The organism is Burkholderia puraquae (assembly GCF_002099195.1).
Classification (GTDB): Bacteria; Pseudomonadota; Gammaproteobacteria; order Burkholderiales; family Burkholderiaceae; genus Burkholderia; species Burkholderia puraquae.
Genome location: NZ_NBYX01000011.1, coordinates 219,433 through 237,327, shown reverse-complemented (window position 1 = coordinate 237,327; position 17,895 = coordinate 219,433). Strand labels below are relative to the sequence as shown.

At 69.5% G+C, this 17,895-nt stretch carries 18 protein-coding genes; 13 read left to right on the top strand and 5 right to left on the bottom strand.

Annotation, left to right across the window (positions count from 1 at the left end):
• The first annotated feature begins 15 nt into the window (after positions 1-15).
• Complete coding sequence (locus B7G54_RS21980) at positions 16-873, top strand: helix-turn-helix transcriptional regulator (protein WP_085040993.1); 858 nt, start codon at positions 16-18, stop codon at positions 871-873.
• A gap of 177 nt (positions 874-1,050) precedes the next feature.
• On the opposite strand, the gene B7G54_RS21975 is transcribed toward B7G54_RS21980, so the two are convergent.
• A complete protein-coding gene (locus B7G54_RS21975) occupies positions 1,051-1,434 on the bottom strand; it encodes a hypothetical protein (protein ID WP_085040992.1) in 384 nt (127 codons plus the stop codon).
• 488 nt (positions 1,435-1,922) lie between these two features.
• Between B7G54_RS21975 and B7G54_RS21970 the strand changes: the two genes are divergently transcribed.
• Positions 1,923-2,666: an SDR family oxidoreductase gene (locus tag B7G54_RS21970; protein ID WP_085040991.1), complete on the top strand. Its 744-nt coding sequence runs from the start codon at positions 1,923-1,925 to the stop codon at positions 2,664-2,666.
• Positions 2,667-2,812: 146 nt separating this feature from the next.
• The gene (locus tag B7G54_RS21965; protein WP_085040990.1) at positions 2,813-3,334 is read left to right on the top strand and encodes a GNAT family N-acetyltransferase; all 522 of its coding nucleotides are present in this window, start codon (positions 2,813-2,815) and stop codon (positions 3,332-3,334) included.
• A 48-nt stretch (positions 3,335-3,382) separates the two neighbouring features.
• On the opposite strand, the gene B7G54_RS21960 is transcribed toward B7G54_RS21965, so the two are convergent.
• Both B7G54_RS21960 and B7G54_RS21955 read right to left on the bottom strand, forming a co-directional pair.
• Positions 3,383-3,862 carry an amidohydrolase family protein gene (locus B7G54_RS21960; protein ID WP_244289400.1) on the bottom strand — a complete coding sequence of 160 codons (480 nt, stop codon included), beginning with the start codon at positions 3,860-3,862 and terminating at the stop codon, positions 3,383-3,385.
• Positions 3,863-3,964: 102 nt separating this feature from the next.
• On the bottom strand, positions 3,965-4,852 hold the full coding sequence (locus tag B7G54_RS21955; protein ID WP_047851761.1) for an IclR family transcriptional regulator: 888 nt from the start codon (positions 4,850-4,852) through the stop codon (positions 3,965-3,967).
• Positions 4,853-5,146: 294 nt separating this feature from the next.
• Here B7G54_RS21955 and B7G54_RS21945 point away from each other — a divergent pair, with 294 nt between their 5' ends.
• The 8 genes from B7G54_RS21945 (at position 5,147) to B7G54_RS21910 (ending at position 13,463) form a co-directional block, all read left to right on the top strand.
• The gene (locus tag B7G54_RS21945; protein ID WP_085040989.1) at positions 5,147-6,229 is read left to right on the top strand and encodes an ABC transporter ATP-binding protein; all 1,083 of its coding nucleotides are present in this window, start codon (positions 5,147-5,149) and stop codon (positions 6,227-6,229) included.
• Positions 6,230-7,204, top strand: coding sequence for an ABC transporter permease (locus tag B7G54_RS21940; RefSeq protein ID WP_085040988.1), 975 nt, complete (start codon positions 6,230-6,232; stop codon positions 7,202-7,204). It abuts the gene before it with no gap.
• Complete coding sequence (locus B7G54_RS21935; protein ID WP_085040987.1) at positions 7,201-7,995, top strand: ABC transporter permease; 795 nt, start codon at positions 7,201-7,203, stop codon at positions 7,993-7,995. The genes B7G54_RS21940 and B7G54_RS21935 overlap by 4 nt, the downstream gene beginning before the upstream one ends.
• A gap of 2 nt (positions 7,996-7,997) precedes the next feature.
• Complete coding sequence (locus tag B7G54_RS21930) at positions 7,998-8,342, top strand: (2Fe-2S)-binding protein (protein WP_085040986.1); 345 nt, start codon at positions 7,998-8,000, stop codon at positions 8,340-8,342.
• Positions 8,339-9,772 (top strand): FAD/NAD(P)-dependent oxidoreductase, encoded by a 1,434-nt coding sequence (locus B7G54_RS21925; RefSeq protein WP_085040985.1) that lies wholly within the window; start codon positions 8,339-8,341, stop codon positions 9,770-9,772. Before B7G54_RS21930 ends, B7G54_RS21925 begins: the two co-directional genes overlap by 4 nt.
• On the top strand, positions 9,765-10,916 hold the full coding sequence (locus B7G54_RS21920) for an NAD(P)/FAD-dependent oxidoreductase (RefSeq protein WP_085040984.1): 1,152 nt from the start codon (positions 9,765-9,767) through the stop codon (positions 10,914-10,916). The genes B7G54_RS21925 and B7G54_RS21920 overlap by 8 nt, the downstream gene beginning before the upstream one ends.
• A complete protein-coding gene (locus B7G54_RS21915; protein WP_085040983.1) occupies positions 10,913-11,959 on the top strand; it encodes an ABC transporter substrate-binding protein in 1,047 nt (348 codons plus the stop codon). Before B7G54_RS21920 ends, B7G54_RS21915 begins: the two co-directional genes overlap by 4 nt.
• 166 nt (positions 11,960-12,125) lie before the next feature.
• Complete coding sequence (locus B7G54_RS21910; RefSeq protein ID WP_085040982.1) at positions 12,126-13,463, top strand: MFS transporter; 1,338 nt, start codon at positions 12,126-12,128, stop codon at positions 13,461-13,463.
• A 128-nt stretch (positions 13,464-13,591) separates the two neighbouring features.
• On the opposite strand, the gene B7G54_RS21905 is transcribed toward B7G54_RS21910, so the two are convergent.
• The gene (locus B7G54_RS21905; RefSeq protein ID WP_085040981.1) at positions 13,592-14,602 is read right to left on the bottom strand and encodes a 3-hydroxybutyryl-CoA dehydrogenase; all 1,011 of its coding nucleotides are present in this window, start codon (positions 14,600-14,602) and stop codon (positions 13,592-13,594) included.
• Positions 14,599-15,714, bottom strand: coding sequence for an NAD/NADP-dependent octopine/nopaline dehydrogenase family protein (locus B7G54_RS21900; RefSeq protein WP_085040980.1), 1,116 nt, complete (start codon positions 15,712-15,714; stop codon positions 14,599-14,601). The genes B7G54_RS21905 and B7G54_RS21900 overlap by 4 nt, the downstream gene beginning before the upstream one ends.
• Before the next feature lie 149 nt (positions 15,715-15,863).
• Between B7G54_RS21900 and B7G54_RS21895 the strand changes: the two genes are divergently transcribed.
• Entirely contained in the window at positions 15,864-16,838 is a 975-nt protein-coding gene (locus B7G54_RS21895; protein WP_085040979.1) for an AraC family transcriptional regulator, read from the top strand.
• The gene (locus B7G54_RS21890; RefSeq protein WP_085040978.1) at positions 16,835-17,869 is read left to right on the top strand and encodes a LysR family transcriptional regulator; all 1,035 of its coding nucleotides are present in this window, start codon (positions 16,835-16,837) and stop codon (positions 17,867-17,869) included. The genes B7G54_RS21895 and B7G54_RS21890 overlap by 4 nt, the downstream gene beginning before the upstream one ends.
• Positions 17,870-17,895: the final 26 nt, after the last annotated feature.

Below are 17,895 nucleotides of genomic sequence, written 5' to 3'. Positions count from 1 at the left end.
ACGAACTAACAGGACATGGCTGACGCCCCCGACAACCTGCTCGGCGCGTATCTGCGGGACCGCCGCGAGAAACTCGACCCGGCCGCGCTCGGTCTGCCGGCCACGCGCCGCCGCACGCCCGGCCTGCGGCGCGAAGAGGTCGCGCAACGCGCGCATGTGAGCGCCGCGTGGTACACGTGGCTCGAACAGGGGCGCGGCGGCGCGCCGTCGGCCGACGTGCTTGACCGGCTGGCGCGTGCGCTGCTGCTGAACGATGCCGAGCGCGAGCACCTGTTCCTGATCGGCGTCGGCCATCTGCCCGAGGTGCGTTATCACGCACCGGCCACCGTGACACCGCGCCTGCAGCACGTGCTCGATTCGCTCGAGGCGAGCCCCGCGATCGTGCGCACGGCAACCTGGGACGTCGTCGCATGGAACGTCGCGGCCGCCGCGACGCTGACCGACTACGCGACGCTGCCGCCGCCCGCGCGCAACATCCTGCGGCTGATCTTCATCGACGACGGCGTGCGCAACGCGCAGCCGAACTGGGAACGCGTCGCGCGCTTCGCGGTGGGCGCGTTTCGCGCGGACGTCGCACGCGGCGGCGCGACGCAGGCCGTGCAGGCATTCGTCGACGAGATGCGCGCGACGAGCGCCGAATTCGACGCGATGTGGCGCGATCACGATATCCATACGCACGACGAAGGCACGAAGGAAATCCGCCATCCTCAGGCCGGCCGGATCGCGCTCGAATATTCGGCGTTCTCGGTCACGGGCCGCGCCGACCTGAGCCTCGTGATCTTCACGCCGGCGACGCCCGCCGATCGCGAGCGCATCCGGGCGCTGGTCGCGGCCCGCGAACAGGCCGGCGCGCGGCAGACGCCGGTCGTGTAACGGCCGCACGCCGACCAACCAGGCACTCGCAGCGCCTGACCCGGGACGGGACTTACCAGTGGATCGCGAAGAAGTATTTCTCGTTCGATATCGATAACTGACGGATGGCGCCAGAAAACGCGAAGGGGCGTCGTGCGAACGCGCGACGCCCTTTCTTCGCCGGCGGAAAAATATCGACTACGCTGCTCGTTGCAACAGGTCCGTTGCGAAAGACTTCGCATGCGCGACGGCCTCTTGCGCGTCGCCGAATACACCGAGCTGGTCCCAGTGTTCTTCGGCCGCATACGTTCCCTTCACGGCAAGCGCCCGCTGAACGCTCAACTGCGCTGCGTACTTGCCATCCTCCAGCGGTCGGGCCGTCGCAATGACCTTGTGCGGCGGGCTGGCTCTCTCCGGCTGAATCAACTCGACGGAGCCGCCGGCCGTGCCGAGATTCATCAACTCGTTCCTCGTGTTGCAGTCCGGGCAGTAGAAGCACCACCCCGTGTCGTCCTGATGGGGCCTGACCTGCCCGCGAGCCAGCACGGCACGACATTCAACGTTTTCGCAGATAAACGGCATCGCAGTCTCCGAAGTTGTTTGAGGAAAATCCTAGCATGTCGGCGAACGATCAACCATCGGCATCGGCATTGTTGCGGTGCGCGTCCATCCGGCCGCCGCAACAGCCCGGTCAGGCGGGCGACGATACCTTTCGCTTTGCTGCATCGCGCATGGGCGGCATGCCGAACAGGCGCCCATACGCGTTGCTGAACCGGGACGGGCTTTCATGGCCGATGCGAAACCCGGCGTCCGCCGCCCCCAGCCCTTTCGTCTGCATCGGACGACGCGCGCCTGCAAGCGGATCTGCGCGCGAAAGCGCAGCGGACTCCTGTGCGTGGCGGGCTTGAATGGCGTTTGGAAACTCGACGCGCTCATGTCCGCGAGCGCGGCCCGCATCGCATCCGCTGCATGTTCGGAGAATCGTGCAAGAAATGCGGACTCGCAGGATAACGGCGACGGCGGGTTCCGCGAGATGCTGTCGACTCTTGCCCCCGAACCGAGGAACGGACATGACGAGCCACAACATCGAACAGAAAGTGATACTGATCACGGGCGCGAGCAGCGGCATCGGCGAGGCCAGCGCCCGCTATCTGGGCGCCCGCGGCGCCCGTCTCATGCTCGGCGCGCGCCGCACCGAACGTCTGGCCGCGCTTGCCGGCGACATTCGTGCCAGCGGCGGCACCGCGGCATGGCGCCCGCTCGACGTGACGCGTCGCGACGACAACATCGCCTTCGTCGAAGCCGCGCTCGCCGAGTACGGACGGGTCGACGTCATCGTCAACAATGCGGGCGTCATGCCGCTCTCGCCGATGGCGTCGCTGAAAGTCGACGAGTGGGACCGCATGGTCGACGTCAACATCAAGGGCGTGCTGTACGGTATCGCGGCTGCACTGCCGGTGATGAATCGCCAGGGTTTCGGCCAGATCATCAACGTGTCGTCGATCGGCGGGCTGCGGGTGTCGCCGACGGCCGCCGTCTATTGCGCGACGAAGTACGCGGTGCGCGCGATCTCCGACGGCCTGCGGCAAGAGAACGACAAGCTGCGCGTCACGAGCATTTGTCCGGGTGTCGTCACGTCCGAGCTGGCCGACACCATTACGGACCCGGTCGCCGCCGAAGCGATGACGCGATACCGCAGCATCGCGCTCGAGCCCGAAGCGATCGCAGCGGCCATTGCGTACGCGATCGCGCAACCGGCCGACGTCGACGTGAACGAGATCGTCGTGCGCCCGACCGCGACGACCACCGGGTAACGGCGAGGGGTGCATGGGCGTGGGCGTGGGCGCAGGGCCGGCTGGCGCGGAGAGCGGCGTTACGCCAGCAGATCGACCGCGCACACGCCGGCCTGATGTCACCCGGGATAAACTGTCTGCCCGACCCACGAACCGAGCCGTCCTCCATGTTGATCCGCGTTGCAACACTGTCCGATGCCATTCCGCTTGCCGAGTTGAAGCGCGACACGTTTCGCGAAACGTTTCTGCACGATGGATTCGGCATCGACTACCCGCCGAACGATCTGGCTGCGTACGAGGCCGAAACCTACTCGGTCGAAACGATCACGGGCCAGCTCAACGATCCCCAGTGCCGCACGTGGGTCGCCGAGAGCGGCGACGGCCGGCTGGTCGGTTATGCGCACGTGGGCCCATGCAAGCTTCCGCACCCGGAAGTTGCCGACGGTTCAGGGGAGATCCATCAAATCTACCTTCGGCGGGGGACGCAAGGAACCGGCGCCGGGCGCGCATTGTTCGACTCCGCACTGGAGTATCTGGCAACGGAACGCCCCGGCCCGGTATGGCTTGGCGTGTGGTCCGGCAACGCGAAAGCCATCGCCTTCTACGAGAAGGCCGGGTTCAAGCGCGTCGGCACGTACGATTTCAAGGTCGGTGATGCGACCGACCTGGAATTCATCTACCGTCGCTGATGCCACGGATCGAGAACCCGTGCGGTTGACGCGCCGCGCGCCGATCGCTCAGTAGCGACTCCGCCCCCACAGCGTCTTCGGCTCGTCGAGCAAATGACGCAACCCGCTGCGCCCGATCGTGATTTCCGCGGCTTCGTTCACCCGTTCGAGAACCGCGCCTTCGTCGACCGACAACACGCGCCGATCCTCCATCAGCACCCGTCCGCCGACCATCGTCATGCACATGTCGGCCGCGTTCGCGAGGCATGTCACGCGATACACCGGCATGTTCATCGGCATCATGTGCGGCCGGAACAGGTCGACGAGAATGACGTCGGCGAGCTTGCCGGCTTCGAGCGAACCGACCTCGTGATCGACCGACAGCGCCTTCGCTGCGTCGATCGTCACCCTCTCCAGCACCTTGCCGGGCGGCAGCACGTCCGGGTCGCGGCAATGCCGGCGGTGGTAATGCATGCACTGCCACATGTGGCGGAACATGTCGTAGCCGCGATCGGGCGCCGCGCCGTCCGACGCGATCGCCACCGTCACGCAGAGAAACGAAAGCGCGCAAGTCCGCTGGACGCGGCGCGCTCTGCTCAGACGTGAATGGCTCGCGTAAGCAAGCTGACGAAACGGCAACGCGCGAAGCGCCTATGCGGTTTTCCCGGATAGCCCGTGCATCGGCCGCCGCAGCGCGGCGTCGAACGGGTTGGTGCGCGGCCCGATCGCATCGGCCTGGCGCCGCAGCAGTTCGACGACCATCGGCATTCGATCGTCGCCGAGGCGCGACGCAAGCGTGCCGACGCTCAGCGCGCCTACCGGATACCCGGTGCGATCGAGGATCGGCACCGCGACGCCGGCCATCCCGTCGAGCACGCCGCTGTTGCGCCCCGCGTAGCCGAGCTGCCGCACGCGTTCGATTTCGGTGCGCAGGTACACCTCGTCGAGCACGCCATAGCCGCGAATGCGCGGCACGTTGAAGCGGATCACTTCCTCGCGTTCGGCTTCGGGCAGGAACGCGAGGATCGCAAGGCTGCCCTGCCCGACGCCGAGCGCGATGCGCCCGCCGATGTCGCCGGTGAACGAGCGGATCGGGAACGGCCCTTCGCACAGGTCGAGACACACCGCGTCGAAGCCGCTTTTCACGAGCAGGAAGATCGTCTCGCCGAGACTCGCGCACAATCGCAGCAGCGCGGGGCGGCACAGCGTGCGCATGCTGCTCGGGTTGCCGGCCTGCGCGGCGAGCGCGAAGAAGTCGACGCTCAGCCGGTACAGCTTCGATTGCTCGTCCTGCTCGACCATCCCTTCGGCGATCAGCGATTGCAGGATCCGGTGCGCGGTGCCCTGCGTGAGGCCGACGGCCTTCGCGAGATGCGTGACGCGCACACCGTCCTGCTGCATGCCGGCCAGCGCACGCAGGATCGCGAACGCGCGCTGCAGCATGCCGGTGCCCGGCGCGCCGGCAGGATCGGCGGCGTCCTCGTCCGGGTGCGCCGCGCGTGCGGCCGGCGACGTTCCGGGCGAATGGGGTTCCTGCATGCCGGCTCTCCTCGAGAATTTCACTGAACGGAATACGGTAGCCGCCATTGTCGTCCGGCCGAAATTCCGCGGGCATCCGGGTGTGCACGGGATTGACGCGTGCGTTTCGCGGTTCGGCCGCCCCTCATCCAGCGGAACGATTTGCGTGCGATTCGGCCATCCATTCCGTTCATCGGAATTTTTCAGAAATTCATCCCGTTGAGCAGAATTCCAAATTGACGCTCCGAAATATGGCTGGCTAGAGTCCGCGTCATTGGCACACCGGCCACGCGGTGTGCGAACCCGGAGCTTCCCATGTCGTTTCTCACGCTTACGGATCTGACGAAAACCTTCGGCGACCTCACCGCCGTCGCCGACGTCAACCTGTCGGTCGAACAAGGCGAATTCGTGTCGCTGCTCGGGCCGTCGGGCTGCGGCAAGACCACCACGCTGCAGATGATCGCCGGCTTCGTCGACGTCACGCGCGGCCGCATCGCGCTCGACGGGCAGGACATCACGCACCTGAAGCCGAACCGGCGCGGGCTCGGCATCGTGTTCCAGAGCTATGCGCTGTTTCCGCACATGAGCGTCGCGGAGAACGTCGGCTTCGGCCTCGACATGCGCGGCGTCGACAAGGCCGAGCGCGCCGAGCGCATCCGCGCGGCGCTTGCGCTCGTGCGCCTCGATGCGCTCGCGCACCGCTTTCCGCGCGAGCTGTCGGGCGGCCAGCGGCAGCGCGTCGCGATCGCGCGCGCCGTCGTGATCGAGCCGCCGGTGCTGCTGCTCGACGAACCGATGTCGAACCTCGACGCGAAGCTGCGCGAGGACATGCAGTTCGAGCTGCGCGCGATCCAGCGCAAGATCGGCACGACGACGATCATGGTCACGCACGATCAATCGGAAGCGCTGTCGATCAGCGACCGCGTGGTCGTGATGGAAGCCGGCCGCATCACGCAGACCGACACGCCGTACCGTGCGTACGAACGCCCGGAAAACCGCTTCGTGTCGCAGTTCATCGGCAAGGCGAACCTGCTGCCCGGCACGATCGTCGCGCACGACGGCGACGCGATCCGCATCGACCTCGGGCACGACCTCACGGAGACGGGGCGCACCGCGCACCTGCCGCCGCGCGAGCGCGACATGCGCGTCGGCGACGCGGTGTCGGTCTGCATCCGTCCGGAAAAGCTGCGGCTGTGCACGCCCGACGCCGGCCGCGTCGCCGCGACCGTCACGAGCCGCTTCTTTCTCGGCAGCCAGTGGCTGTACCGCGTCGACAGCGCGCTCGGCGAAGTGCTCGTGTGCTGCCAGAACGAAGGCGCGGAGCCGCTCGCGGAAGGCGCGCCGGTCGGCATCGACTGGCACAGCGACGCGGTGCGCGTGATGCGCCGGGAGGCCTGAATGCGACAGCCCTCCCGCCCGCTGGCCACCGACGCCATGCCGGCCGGTCTCGCGCAGCCGGACGCGCCGGACGCCACGCAGACACGCGCCGCCGGACGCGCGCCGCGCGCGACATGGCGCGCGCATGCGCCGATGTGGCTGATGTGCGCGCCCGCATTCGCGCTGTTTGCCGCGCTCGTGCTCGTGCCGCTCGCGATGACGTTCGTGCTGACGTTCTACCGCTTCGATCCGGCCACCGGCGCGATCGCCGCGTTCCAGTTCGGCAACTACGCGGAAGTGCTCGGCTCGCCGTACTTCCACACGATCTTCCTGCGCACGTTCGGGATCGCCATGCTCACGACCGCGATCTGCGTCGCGGTCGGCACGCCGGAAGCGTACGTGCTGTCGAAAATGCGCGACCCGTGGCGCTCGCTGTTCCTGCTCGCGATCCTCGCGCCGTTGCTCGTGTCGATCGTCGTGCGCGCGTTCGGCTGGAGCATGCTGCTGAACACGAGCGGGCTCGTGAACCGGACGCTCGGGCTCGTCGGCCTCGGCCCGTACAAGCTCGAATACACGACCTTCGCGATCGTGATCGCACTGGTGCACGTGATGCTGCCGTTCATGGTGATTCCGGTGTGGACTGCGCTGCAACGGCTCGATCCGCAGACCGAGCACGCGGCGCTGTCGCTCGGCGCGTCGCCGTTCACGACGCTGCGCCGCATCGTGCTGCCGCAGCTGATGCCGGGCGTGCTGTCGGGCAGCCTGATGGTGTTCGGGCTGTCGGCGAGCGCGTTCGCGATTCCCGGCCTGCTCGGCGGACGCCGGCTGAAGGTGGCGGCGACGGCCGTCTACGACGAATTCCTCGGCTCGCTGAACTGGCCGCTCGGCGCGACGATCGCGGTGCTGCTGCTGGTCGCGAACCTCGTCGTGATGCTCACCTACTACCGCGTGCTCGAACGCCGCTACGCGCGCAGCCTCGGAGGCGCATCCCGATGAGAAAGAACGGCCCCTTCGCCCTCGCGTTCCACACGCTCGTGATCGTGTTCGTGCTCGCACCGCTCGCGATCGTCGTGCTGGTCGCGTTCACGCCGGACGAAACGCTGACGTTGCCGACCCACGGGCTGTCGCTGCGCTGGTTCCGCGCGATCCTCGACTATCCCGACTTCGTCACCGCGTTCTTCAACAGCGTGAAGCTGGCATTCGCATCGGCGACGCTGTCGCTCGCGATCGCGCTGCCGGCGGGCCTCGCCATCGGCCGCGCGACGTTTCCCGGCCGCGCGTTCCTGAACGGGCTGCTGCTGTCGCCGCTCGTGATCCCCGGCCTCGTGCTCGGCATCGCGTTGCTGCGCTTCTTCGCGCTGATCGGCGCGACCGGCTCGTTCGCATGGCTCGTGCTCGCGCACATGATCGTCGTCACGCCGTTCGTGATGCGGCTCGTGCTCGCATCCGTCGCCGGACTCGACCGCAGCATCGAGCAGGCCGCGTGCTCGCTCGGCGCCGATCCGTGGACAACGTTTCGCCGCATCACGCTGCCGATGATCGTGCCCGGCATCACCGGCGGCTGGCTGCTCGCGTTCATCAACAGCTTCGATGAACTGACGATGTCGATCTTCGTCACGTCGCCGCAGACGGTCACGCTGCCCGTGCGCATGTACATGTACGCGACCGAGTCGATCGACCCGATGATGGCGTCGGTGTCGGCGCTCGTCATCTTCATCACTGCCGGCGCGATGCTGCTGCTCGATCGCGTGTACGGCCTGAACCGCATCCTGATCGGCCAACACTGACGATGACTTCCGTTTCCCGCTCAACCGAACCCGTGGACGAAGGCGCGCAGTTCGTGCGCATCGCCGAGCGCGAGCGTGCCGCCGTCGCGTTCACGCTCGACGGCCGCCCCGCGCATGCGCTTGCCGGCGACACCGTGCTCACCGCGATCCTCGTCGCGCAGCGCCGCGTGCGCGTCAGCGAATTCAGCGGCCTGCCGCGCGCGGGTTTCTGCCTGATCGGTGCATGCCAGGATTGCTGGGTGCGCACCGAGGCAGGCGCACGCGTGCGCGCATGCTCGACACCGATTGCCGAAGGCATGCGGATCCTCACCGGCATGCAGCCCGTTGTAACCGGGGACACGCAATGACCGACGCACTGCAACCGGTCATCGTCGGCGCGGGCCCGGCCGGTGTGCGCGCGGCCGAGGCGCTGGTCGACGCGGGGCTGCGCCCCGTCGTGATCGACGAGAACGCGCGCTGGGGCGGGCAGATCTACCGGCAACCGCCGGCCGACGGCGCGTTCGCGCGCGGCAAGCGCGCGCTGTACGGTTTCGAAGCCGCGAAAGCCGACGCCGTGCACCGGACCATGGCCGCGCTGCTGCCGCACGTCGACTACCGGCCGGACACGCTCGCGTGGGCATGCGGCGCGGGCCGCGTCGATACGCTGCAGGGCGGCCACGAAGTAACCGTGCCGTACTCGCACCTGATCGTCGCGAGCGGCGCGACCGACCGCATGCTGCCCGTGCCGGGCTGGACCCTCGCGGGCGTCTATACGCTCGGCGGCGCGCAGGTCGCGCTGAAGGCGCAGGGCTGCGCGATCGGCCGGCGCATCGTGTTCGCGGGCACGGGGCCGCTGCTGTATCTCGTCGCGTACCAGTATGCAAAGGCCGGCGCGCAAGTCGCGGCCGTGCTCGACACGAGCCCGCTGCGCCGCCAGGCCGCCGCCGCGCCCGCGCTGCTGCGCATGCCGTCGATCTTCGCAAAGGGGCTCTATTACATCGGCTGGCTGCGCGCGCAGGGTGTCGCGATCGAAACGGGCGTCACGCTCGAGCGCGTGCTCGGCGAACAACATGTGACGGGCCTCGCGTGGTGCGCGGCCGGCGCCGATGCGCAGCCGCGCGTGCTCGACTGCGATGCGCTCGGCCTCGGCTTCGGCCTGCGTTCGGAAACACAGCTCGCCGATCTTGCCGGCTGCCGGTTCGGTTTCGACCCGGTCAATCGCGCATGGCTGCCCGAGCGCGACGCGGCCGGCCGCACGTCGGTGCGCGGGATTTACGTCGCGGGCGACGGCGCGGGCATCGCGGGTGCCGACGCGGCCGAAGCATCGGGCCGGCGCGCGGCGCTCGCGTTGCTCGACGATGCGGGCATCGCGCCGCGATCGCCGTCCGGCAAGCCCGATGCAGCGACGCTCGACCGCACGCTCGCGCGCATCGGCGCCTTCCGCGCGGGCCTCGAAGCGGCATTCGCCCTGCCGGTTGAGCAAGCCGCGCGCTGCGCCGACGACACGATCGTGTGCCGCTGCGAGGAGATCGACGCGGGCACGCTGCGCCGCTGTATCCGTGGCGGCGCAGCGCCCGAACTGAACCGGCTGAAAGCGCTGACGCGTGTCGGGATGGGCCGCTGCCAGGGCCGCATGTGCGGCGACGCGGCCGCGCTCGTGCTGGCCGCCGAAACCGGCCGCCCGCTTGCCGACGTCGGCCGGTTGCGCGTGCAACCGCCGGTGAAGCCGTTCCCGATCTCGGCCGCGCTCGCGGGCGACGACGTCGCGGCGATTCCCGACGAGGCACGCGATGAGTGAGATCCGGCATTACGACGTCGCGATCGTCGGCGGCGGCCTCGTCGGCGCATCGGCCGCGCTGGCGCTGACGCGACGCGGCCTGCGCGTCGGGCTGTTCGAGCGGCGCGACTGCGGCGCGCAGGCGAGCGGCGTGAACTACGGCGGCGTACGCTGCCAGGGCCGCCCGGCCGAGCAACTGCCGCTTGCGCTGCGCGCGCGGCGCATCTGGGATCGCCTGCCCGAGCTGATCGGCGTCGACGGCGAATTCGTCGTGTCGGGCCACTTGCGGCTCGCGCGCAGCGACACCGATCTCGACGCGCTCGACGCGTACGCCGCGCTCGCCGGCGAGCACGGCCTGCCGCTGCAGGTGATGCGCGGTGACGCGTTCCGCCGCCGCTATCCGTGGCTCGGCCGCGCAGCGCTCGGCGGTTCGCTGTGCGTGACCGACGGCCATGCGAACCCGCGCCTCGTGTCGCCCGCGTTCGCGCGCGCGGCCCGCGCGGCGGGCGCCGACGTGTTCGAGCACACGCCGGTCGGCGACGTTCACCACGACGGCACGCGCTTCCACTTTCACGCAGGCGGCCGCGCGTGCACGTCGACGTGGCTGATCAATTCGGCCGGCGCCTGGGCGAACACCATCGCCGAACGGTTCGGCGAAGCCGTGCCGATGGAGCCGATCTACCCGAACATGTGGGTGACCGAGCCGCTGCCGCCGTTCATCACGCACAACCTCGGCGTCTACGGCGGCGGCGTGTACGCGCGGCAGGTCGCGCGCGGCAACTGCGTGATCGGCGGCGGGCGCGGCCGCGGCGACGGCGAGTTCGCCCAGCCGTCGGTCGATACGACGCGCGCGGTGATGCGCGACGCATGCGCGCTGCTGCCCGCGCTGCGCGACGCGCTGCTGATCCGCACGTGGAGCGGCGTCGAAGGCTGCACGCCCGACCACAACCCGATCATCGGCGCGAGCCGCACGACGCCGCGCCTGCTGCACGCATTCGGTTTTTCCGGCGGCGGCTTCCTGCTCGCGCCGGGCGTCGGCGACGTGCTCGCCGATCTCGTCACGACCGGCGAAACCGCCACGCCACTCGATGCATTCACGATCGGCCGCTTTGCGCCGCAAGCCGCGCCGACCGCCCCTTTCCGTCAAGAGGAGACCCACAAGTGAAACTGCCCGGAACGATCGCGGCCGCCGCCGCCCTCTGCATCGCAGGCGCGAGTGCGCCCGCGTTCGCCCAAACGAAGACGATCTACGTCGGCATGAACGGCGGCCCGATGGAAAAGGCCTATACGAGCCAGGTGCTGCCCGACTTCGAGAAGGCGAACAACGTGAAGGTCGTCGTCGTGCCCGGCACGTCGTCGGACGTGCTCGCGAAGCTGCTCGCGAACCGCAACAAGCCGCAGATCCACGTCGCGTTCCTCGACGACGGCGTGATGGCGCGCGCGGTCAGCCTCGGCGTGTGCCAGAAGCTCGACGATTCGCCGGTGCTGAAGGAGCTGTACCCGTTCGCTCGGATGAAGGACGACGTCGGCGCGGGCGTACAGCTCGGGATGACCGGCATCGCATACAACAAGAAGCTGTTCGCGGAAAAGGGCTGGGCGCCGCCGACGTCGTGGATGGATTTCGCCGATCCGAAATACAAGGGCAAGGTCGTGTTCCAGTCGGCGTCGAGCAGCACGTTCGGGCTGCATGGCTTCCTCGCGATCAACCGGCTGCTCGGCGGCAGCGAGCAGAACGTCGAGCCCGGCTTCAGCAAGTGGGCGAGCACGGTCGGGCCGAACGTCGTCGAGTACATCCCGAACTCGGCGAAGATCTCCGAGATGGTGCAGACCGGCGAAGCCGGCCTGTTCCCGCTCACGCCGACCGGCGTCGGCGACCTGCAGGACAAGGGCATCCCGGTCGCGTACGCGAACCCGAAGGAAGGCCCCGTGCTGCTGCTCGTCGACCTGTGCGTGGTCGCGAACAATCCCGATCCGCAGCTGGCGCAGAAGCTCGCGCAGTTCCTGCTGTCCGCGCCCGCGCAGACGAAGGCAGCCGAGGCCGGCAAGCAGATCCCGACCAACCGCCTCGCGAAGATGCCCGCCGCGATGCAGCAGAGCCTCGGCAACGTCGACGACCTCGTGCGCAAGGTGACGGTGGTCGACTGGGCGGCGATCAACGCGCGCCGCGCGCAGTGGGATACGCGCTGGAACCGGCAGATCGAGCGGTAATGGCGTGCCGGGCGCGCGGGCAGGGTCGCGCGCCGCACGCCCATCATCAGCCGGAGTGATGACACTCCCCTTTTTCTGCGGATTTGACCGGGGGCGCGGTGCCGACAACACTAGCCCGCAGTGCTGCAAAGACGGCACGCGCCTGCCTCCCCCTTCAGAGTCCGCCATGTACCCGACCGACACCGTGCAATCCCCGAGCGCCGCCCGGCCGCTCGCCGACCGGCAACTGCGCCGGATCGTCATCGCCTCCGTCGCCGGCAACGCGATGGAGTGGTACGACTTTTTCGTGTACGGCACGGCCGCCGCCCTCGTGTTCGGTCATGTATTCTTCCCGCCCGGTGCGTCGCCGCTCGCGGGCAGCCTCGCCGCGTTCGCGGCCTTCGCGCTCGGGTTCGTCGCGCGGCCGCTCGGCGGGATCGTGTTCGGCCACGTCGGCGATCGTTACGGGCGCAAGGCGTCGCTCGTGTGGACGCTGCTGATCATGGGCGCGTCGACCTTCGCGATCGGCCTGCTGCCGACCTATGCGCAGGTCGGCGTGTGGGCGCCGGCCGCGCTCGTCGTGCTGCGCCTGCTGCAAGGCATCGCGTCCGGCGGCGAATGGGGCGGCGGCGTGCTGATGATCAGCGAAAACGCGCCGCCGGAACAGCGCGGCTACTACGCCGCATGGAGCCAGCTCGGCGTGGGCGGCGGCTTCGTGCTGTCGTCGGCCGCGTTTCTCGCCGCGCAGGCGCTGCCGGACGACGCATTCCGCACGTGGGGCTGGCGGCTGCCGTTCCTTGCGAGCGTCGTGATCTTCGCGATCGGCATCTACATCCGCCGCCATCTGCCGGAAAGCCGCGACTTCGAGCAGGCCGGCAAGCGCGGCGCGCACACGCACCTGCCGATCGTCGAATGCCTCCGCCGCCATCCGAAGGAAATCCTGCTCGCGATGGGGCTGCGCGTGGCCGAGAACGGCGGCGCGTACATCTTCCTCGCGTTCTCGCTCGTCTACGGCAAATACGTCGGCATCCCGAACGGCGTGATGCTGACCGGCGTGATGGTCGCGATGATCGTCGAGATGGGCGCGATGCTCGCGTGGGGCCGGCTGTCCGACCGGATCGGCCGCAAGCCCGTGTACCTGATCGGCGCGCTGAGCCTCGTCGCGTGCGCGTTCCCGTTCTTCTGGCTGCTCGACACGCGCGCGACGCCGCTCGTGTGGCTCGCGCTCACGGTCGGCACGGCCGTGAGCCACGGCGCGATGATCGGCACGCTGCCCGCGCTCGTCGGCGAGCTGTTCAGCACCGAGGTGCGCTACTCGGGCGTCGCGCTCGGGCACGAAGTCGCGTCGATCTTCGCGGGCGGGATGTCGCCGCTGATCGCAACCGCGCTGCTCGCGCGCTATCACGCGTCGTGGCCCGTATCGCTGTTCCTCATCGCGCTCGGCCTCGTGACCGTCGCGACGCTGTGCGTGATGCGCGAGACGCGTGCCGCACCGGCGGCCGGCACGCGCGGCGATACGGCATGAGCACGCGGCCCTCGCCGGCCGCCACGCCCGTGCCATTGCCCTTGCAGGCGGATGAGCGACACACCGGTTCACGGCGCCACATGCACGCCTGCGCGGCACCGCGAGCGCACGCAGCCGCGACGTCCGGGCTACGCGCCCTGGTTGCGCCGCGCGCCGTCGAACACCGGCGCCAGTCCCAGGTGATCGAGCAGCTGCGCGAATTCGCCGAGCCGCTGCCGCATGTACGCGGGCACATCCACGTTGGCATAGTCGTGGAAGCCCGCGCCCGTGCGCACGCCATCGCGCCCGGTTTCCATGTTGCGCACGACACTCGCGGCCGGCGCGAAGCGCGGGCCGATCTCGCCGGCCAGGTACTTCGACGCGTAGTACAGGATGTCGCAGCCGCCCCAGTCGATGAATTCGAGCAGCCCGAGCACCGCAAAGCGCGGGCCGAAGCCCGTGCGGATGGCCGTGTCGATATCCTCCGCGCTCGCGACGCCTTCCTCGACCATCCGCGCGGCCTCGTTCATCGCGAGCGCCTGGATGCGCGGCACGATGTAGCCGGGCGCCGGCCCGCAGATCACCGGCTTCTTGCCGACGCGTTCGAGCAGCGCGGCGAGCGCGTCGACCACCGGCTGGTCGGTTGCATCGCTGCGGCTGATCTCGACGAGCGGCATCAGCAGCGCGGGATTCAGCCAGTGCGCGTTCAGCATCCGTTCCGGGTGCGCGACATGCCGCTGCAATTCGGTGACGACGAACGTCGAGGTAGTCGACGCAATCGTTGCCTGCGCGTCGACATGCTCGCCGAGCCAGCGCAACGCGTCGGCCTTCGCGTCGAGCACTTCGGGCAGTGCCTCGAACACGACGTCTGCATCGCGCACGGCTTCGGCACCGCCGTCCCGCGCGACGATCGCGATGCGCGCGACGACCGCATCGGCCTGCGCGGCATCGATTCGGCCGAGCGCGACCTGCGCGTGCAGCGGCCGTGCGATCTCGTCGCGCGTGCGATCGTCGAAGGCGCTTCGGCCAGCCGCATCGCGCCGCTTGAAGTCGATCAGCGTCACGTCGATCCCGGCAAACGCGAACACGAGCGCGATCCCCTGCCCCATGCGCCCCGCGCCGAGCACGTGCACGCGCGTCACCTCGGCGGCCGTGCTCATGCTGAAACTCCCGCGACGCCCGCGTCGAGCAGCGCGCGCATCGCGTCCTTCGACAGCGCCGCCAGCCCAAGCCGCTCCAGCGTGCGGCCTTCCGCATACAGGTCGCGCACCGCGACCGCGCTCGCGATGCTCAGCAGCCCCTGCGCGACGGGCGTCGGCACACCGGCCCAGCGCCCGCACGACACGATGAACGACAGCCCGAGCCGGGTGTCCTCGAGCATGTAGCGATGCGCGCGCAGATCGATCTTCTCGCGCCAGTCGCCGCTATCGGTCAGCTTGCCGTGCGCGCCGCGCCCGTACATCCATTCGTCGCCTTCCGTCCCGTAGTGATCCGCGAGCGGGAAATGCGGCGCCCGGTAGCCGAGCGCTTCGCGCACCGCGATGCGTTCGGCATCCAGCGCGTTCGTCACGCGGCGGATCGACGGCTGTGTGCCTTCGTTGTGGATATCCCACGCGTCGAAGTGTTCGAGCGGCCCGGCATTCATCAGGATCAGCGGCGGGTGGATCACGGGCCCCGCGTTCATCAACGCGCCGGACAACGCATCCTCGACCGGTTCAACCGACGGATAGCCCGCGCGCAGCACGTCGAACGCCCAGCCGGCCGCATTCGCCGGCAATATGCCGGTCGGCAAGCGCGTCGCGTAGGCGCTAATCACGACCTCGTTGTCGCCATGCTTGCGCACCAGGTACGGCAGCGTGCCCGTCTCGGCGAATGCGACGCGCGAACGGTTGCCGGCGGCGGCCGCCGCCTGCGCGAATACGACGCTGCCGAACGTGCCGGGCGGCAGGAACACGACCTGGCCGTCCTCCAGCAAGGGCGCGACCTGCGCGGCGAGCGCATCGTGCGACGTGGAAGGCAGCGGCACCACGACAAGCTGCGCGCCGCGCAGTGCCGCCGCGAGATCGCCGGTCAGGCGGATCGCGCCGGGCGCATCGCCGAGCGGCACCGCGCGCTTGCCGCGATAGTCGGTCACGTTCAGCACGCCGAGTTCGCGCAGCCGCGCATGCGGCTCGCGGTCGCGCCGCCACCACGTCACGTCGTGGCCCTTCTCGAGCAGGTCGATGGCCGCCGCATGGCAGCCGTGGCCGCCGCCCAGAACACTTACCTTCATCGTCTTCTCCCGGTGATTGAGTGCCTCCGAGACTACGCGGCCGCCTCCACCGCGTCGCTTCAAAACGCGCAACGGCACGCCCGTTCGCGCAACGCAATCGCGGCGATGCGCAGGCCGCCGCGCCCCTGCACCCGTTACGAGGTCCATGAATGGATATCGCCCTTTCCCGCCATGCGCCGAACCGGCTCGGCACGCTGCACGCCCCCGACGAAGTCGAACGCGCGGTCGCGCACCGGCTCGGGCCGCACCGGATGGCCGCGCACGGCCGCGATCCGTTTCATGCGGAGCTGTATGAAGTGCCGCTGCATCACGGCGCGCTGCTCGAACTCTGCTACGGCCGCGAAACGCGCATCGATTTCGGCGGCGATACCGGCCACTTCCTGTTCAGGCTGACGCTCGCCGGCGCATGCGAGCTGCAGGCCGGCAGCGTCGTCGCGCGCACCGGCCCCGGCGAGCTGACGGTGTCGTCGCCCGCACTCGCGAGCCGCCTGAGCACCAGCCCCGATTGCCGCAACCTCGTGCTGCGGCTCGAACGCGGCGCGCTCGAATGCAAGCTGCAGGACATGCTGCAGGCCACGCTCACGCGGCCGCTGCAGTTCGATCTCGCGGCCGGCGGTGCCGGCGCGGGCGCGGCGCTCGTGCCGCCGACCTTCGAGTACCTGTGCCGGCTCGGCGCGCAGCCGGCCATCGGCACGGCCGCGACGGCCTTCGGCGCCGATCTCACCGCGTGGCTGATGTCGCTGCTGCTCACGCACCTGCCGCATTCGTACAGCGATGCGCTCGCGCGCGGCACGCCGCCGCTGCCAGCCTACGTGCGACATGCGTGCGATCACGTCAACGCGCACCTCGGCGAACCGCTCGCACTCGCCGCGCTGGCGGCCGTCGCGGGCGTCGCGCCGCGCACGCTGCAGCACGCGTTCCGCGCGTTCCTGCACACCACGCCGGCCGCCTATGTGCGCGAGCGCCGGCTCGCCGCCGTGCACGCGGCGCTGCAACACGGCGACGCGCGCAGCGTCACCGACGTGCTGATCGCGCACGGCATCCATGGCTTCGGCCATTTCGCGAAGGCGTATGCGCGGCGTTATGGCCACGCGCCTTCCGTCACCGCGAGGCAACCCCGATGACGCTCTCCGCAACCGGCCGCCCGGCGGCCCCGGCCCGCGCCGAATCCGCGCCGCACGACGGCGACCCGTCCGAACTGCGCGTGCAGGATCTCGATCTCAACTTGCTGAAGACGTTTCGCGCGGTCTACGAGGAGCGGCACGTCGGCCGCGCCGCGCTGCGGCTCGGCGTCACGCAGCCGTCCGTCAGCTACGCGCTCGGCCGGCTGCGGCTGATGTTCCGCGACGCGCTGTTCGTGCGTACCGGCACCGGCGTCGAGCCGACGCCGCGCGCGCAGCGGCTCGCGCTGTCGGTCGACAAGGCGCTCGCGATCCTGCAGCACGTGCTCGACGAAGGCTCGCGCTTCACGCCCGACAGCACGCAGCGCGTGTTCCGCCTGCACATGAGCGATTTCGCGGCGAGCGCGTTCCTGCCGACGCTGCTCGCCGAATTCGACCGTCGCGCGCCGGGCGCGGTGATCGAGACGCTGCACGTCGACGAATGCCAGCTCAACGTCGCGCTCGAATCGGGGCGTATCGACTTCGCGCTCGGGCATTTCGCCGACGCGTCGAGCCACTTCCAGCGCGCAGCGCTGCTGCACGAGCGCTGCGTGCTGCTGATGCCGCGCCGCACCGCGCAGCGCGTCGGGCTGCCCGACGATTACGTGCTCGATGGCGCGGCGCCCGACACGCTGCGCTTCGTCGCGGTCACGTCGCATCCGCAATCGATGCAGTTGCTGGAGCGGCACGGGCTGATGCCGCGCGTGCGTGCGGCACTACCCGATTTCATGGTGGTGCCCGCGCTGCTGCAGGACGGCGACTATGCGCTGATCCTGCCGGAGACGATCGCGATCACGTTCGCGGCGCGGCAGCCGTGCGCGCTGTACGAGATCGCCGGCGCCGGCGAATGGGCCGTCAACGCCTACTGGCACCGGCGCTTCGACGCCGACCCCGGCCATCGCTGGCTGCGCGCGCTGCTGCTCGAACTGTTCAACATCGGCGAGCTGGCGCCGTTCGACGCATGGCTCGCGCCGCAGCCGCCCGCCTGCGCTTGACGACGCAAGCGGGCACGCATACGGGC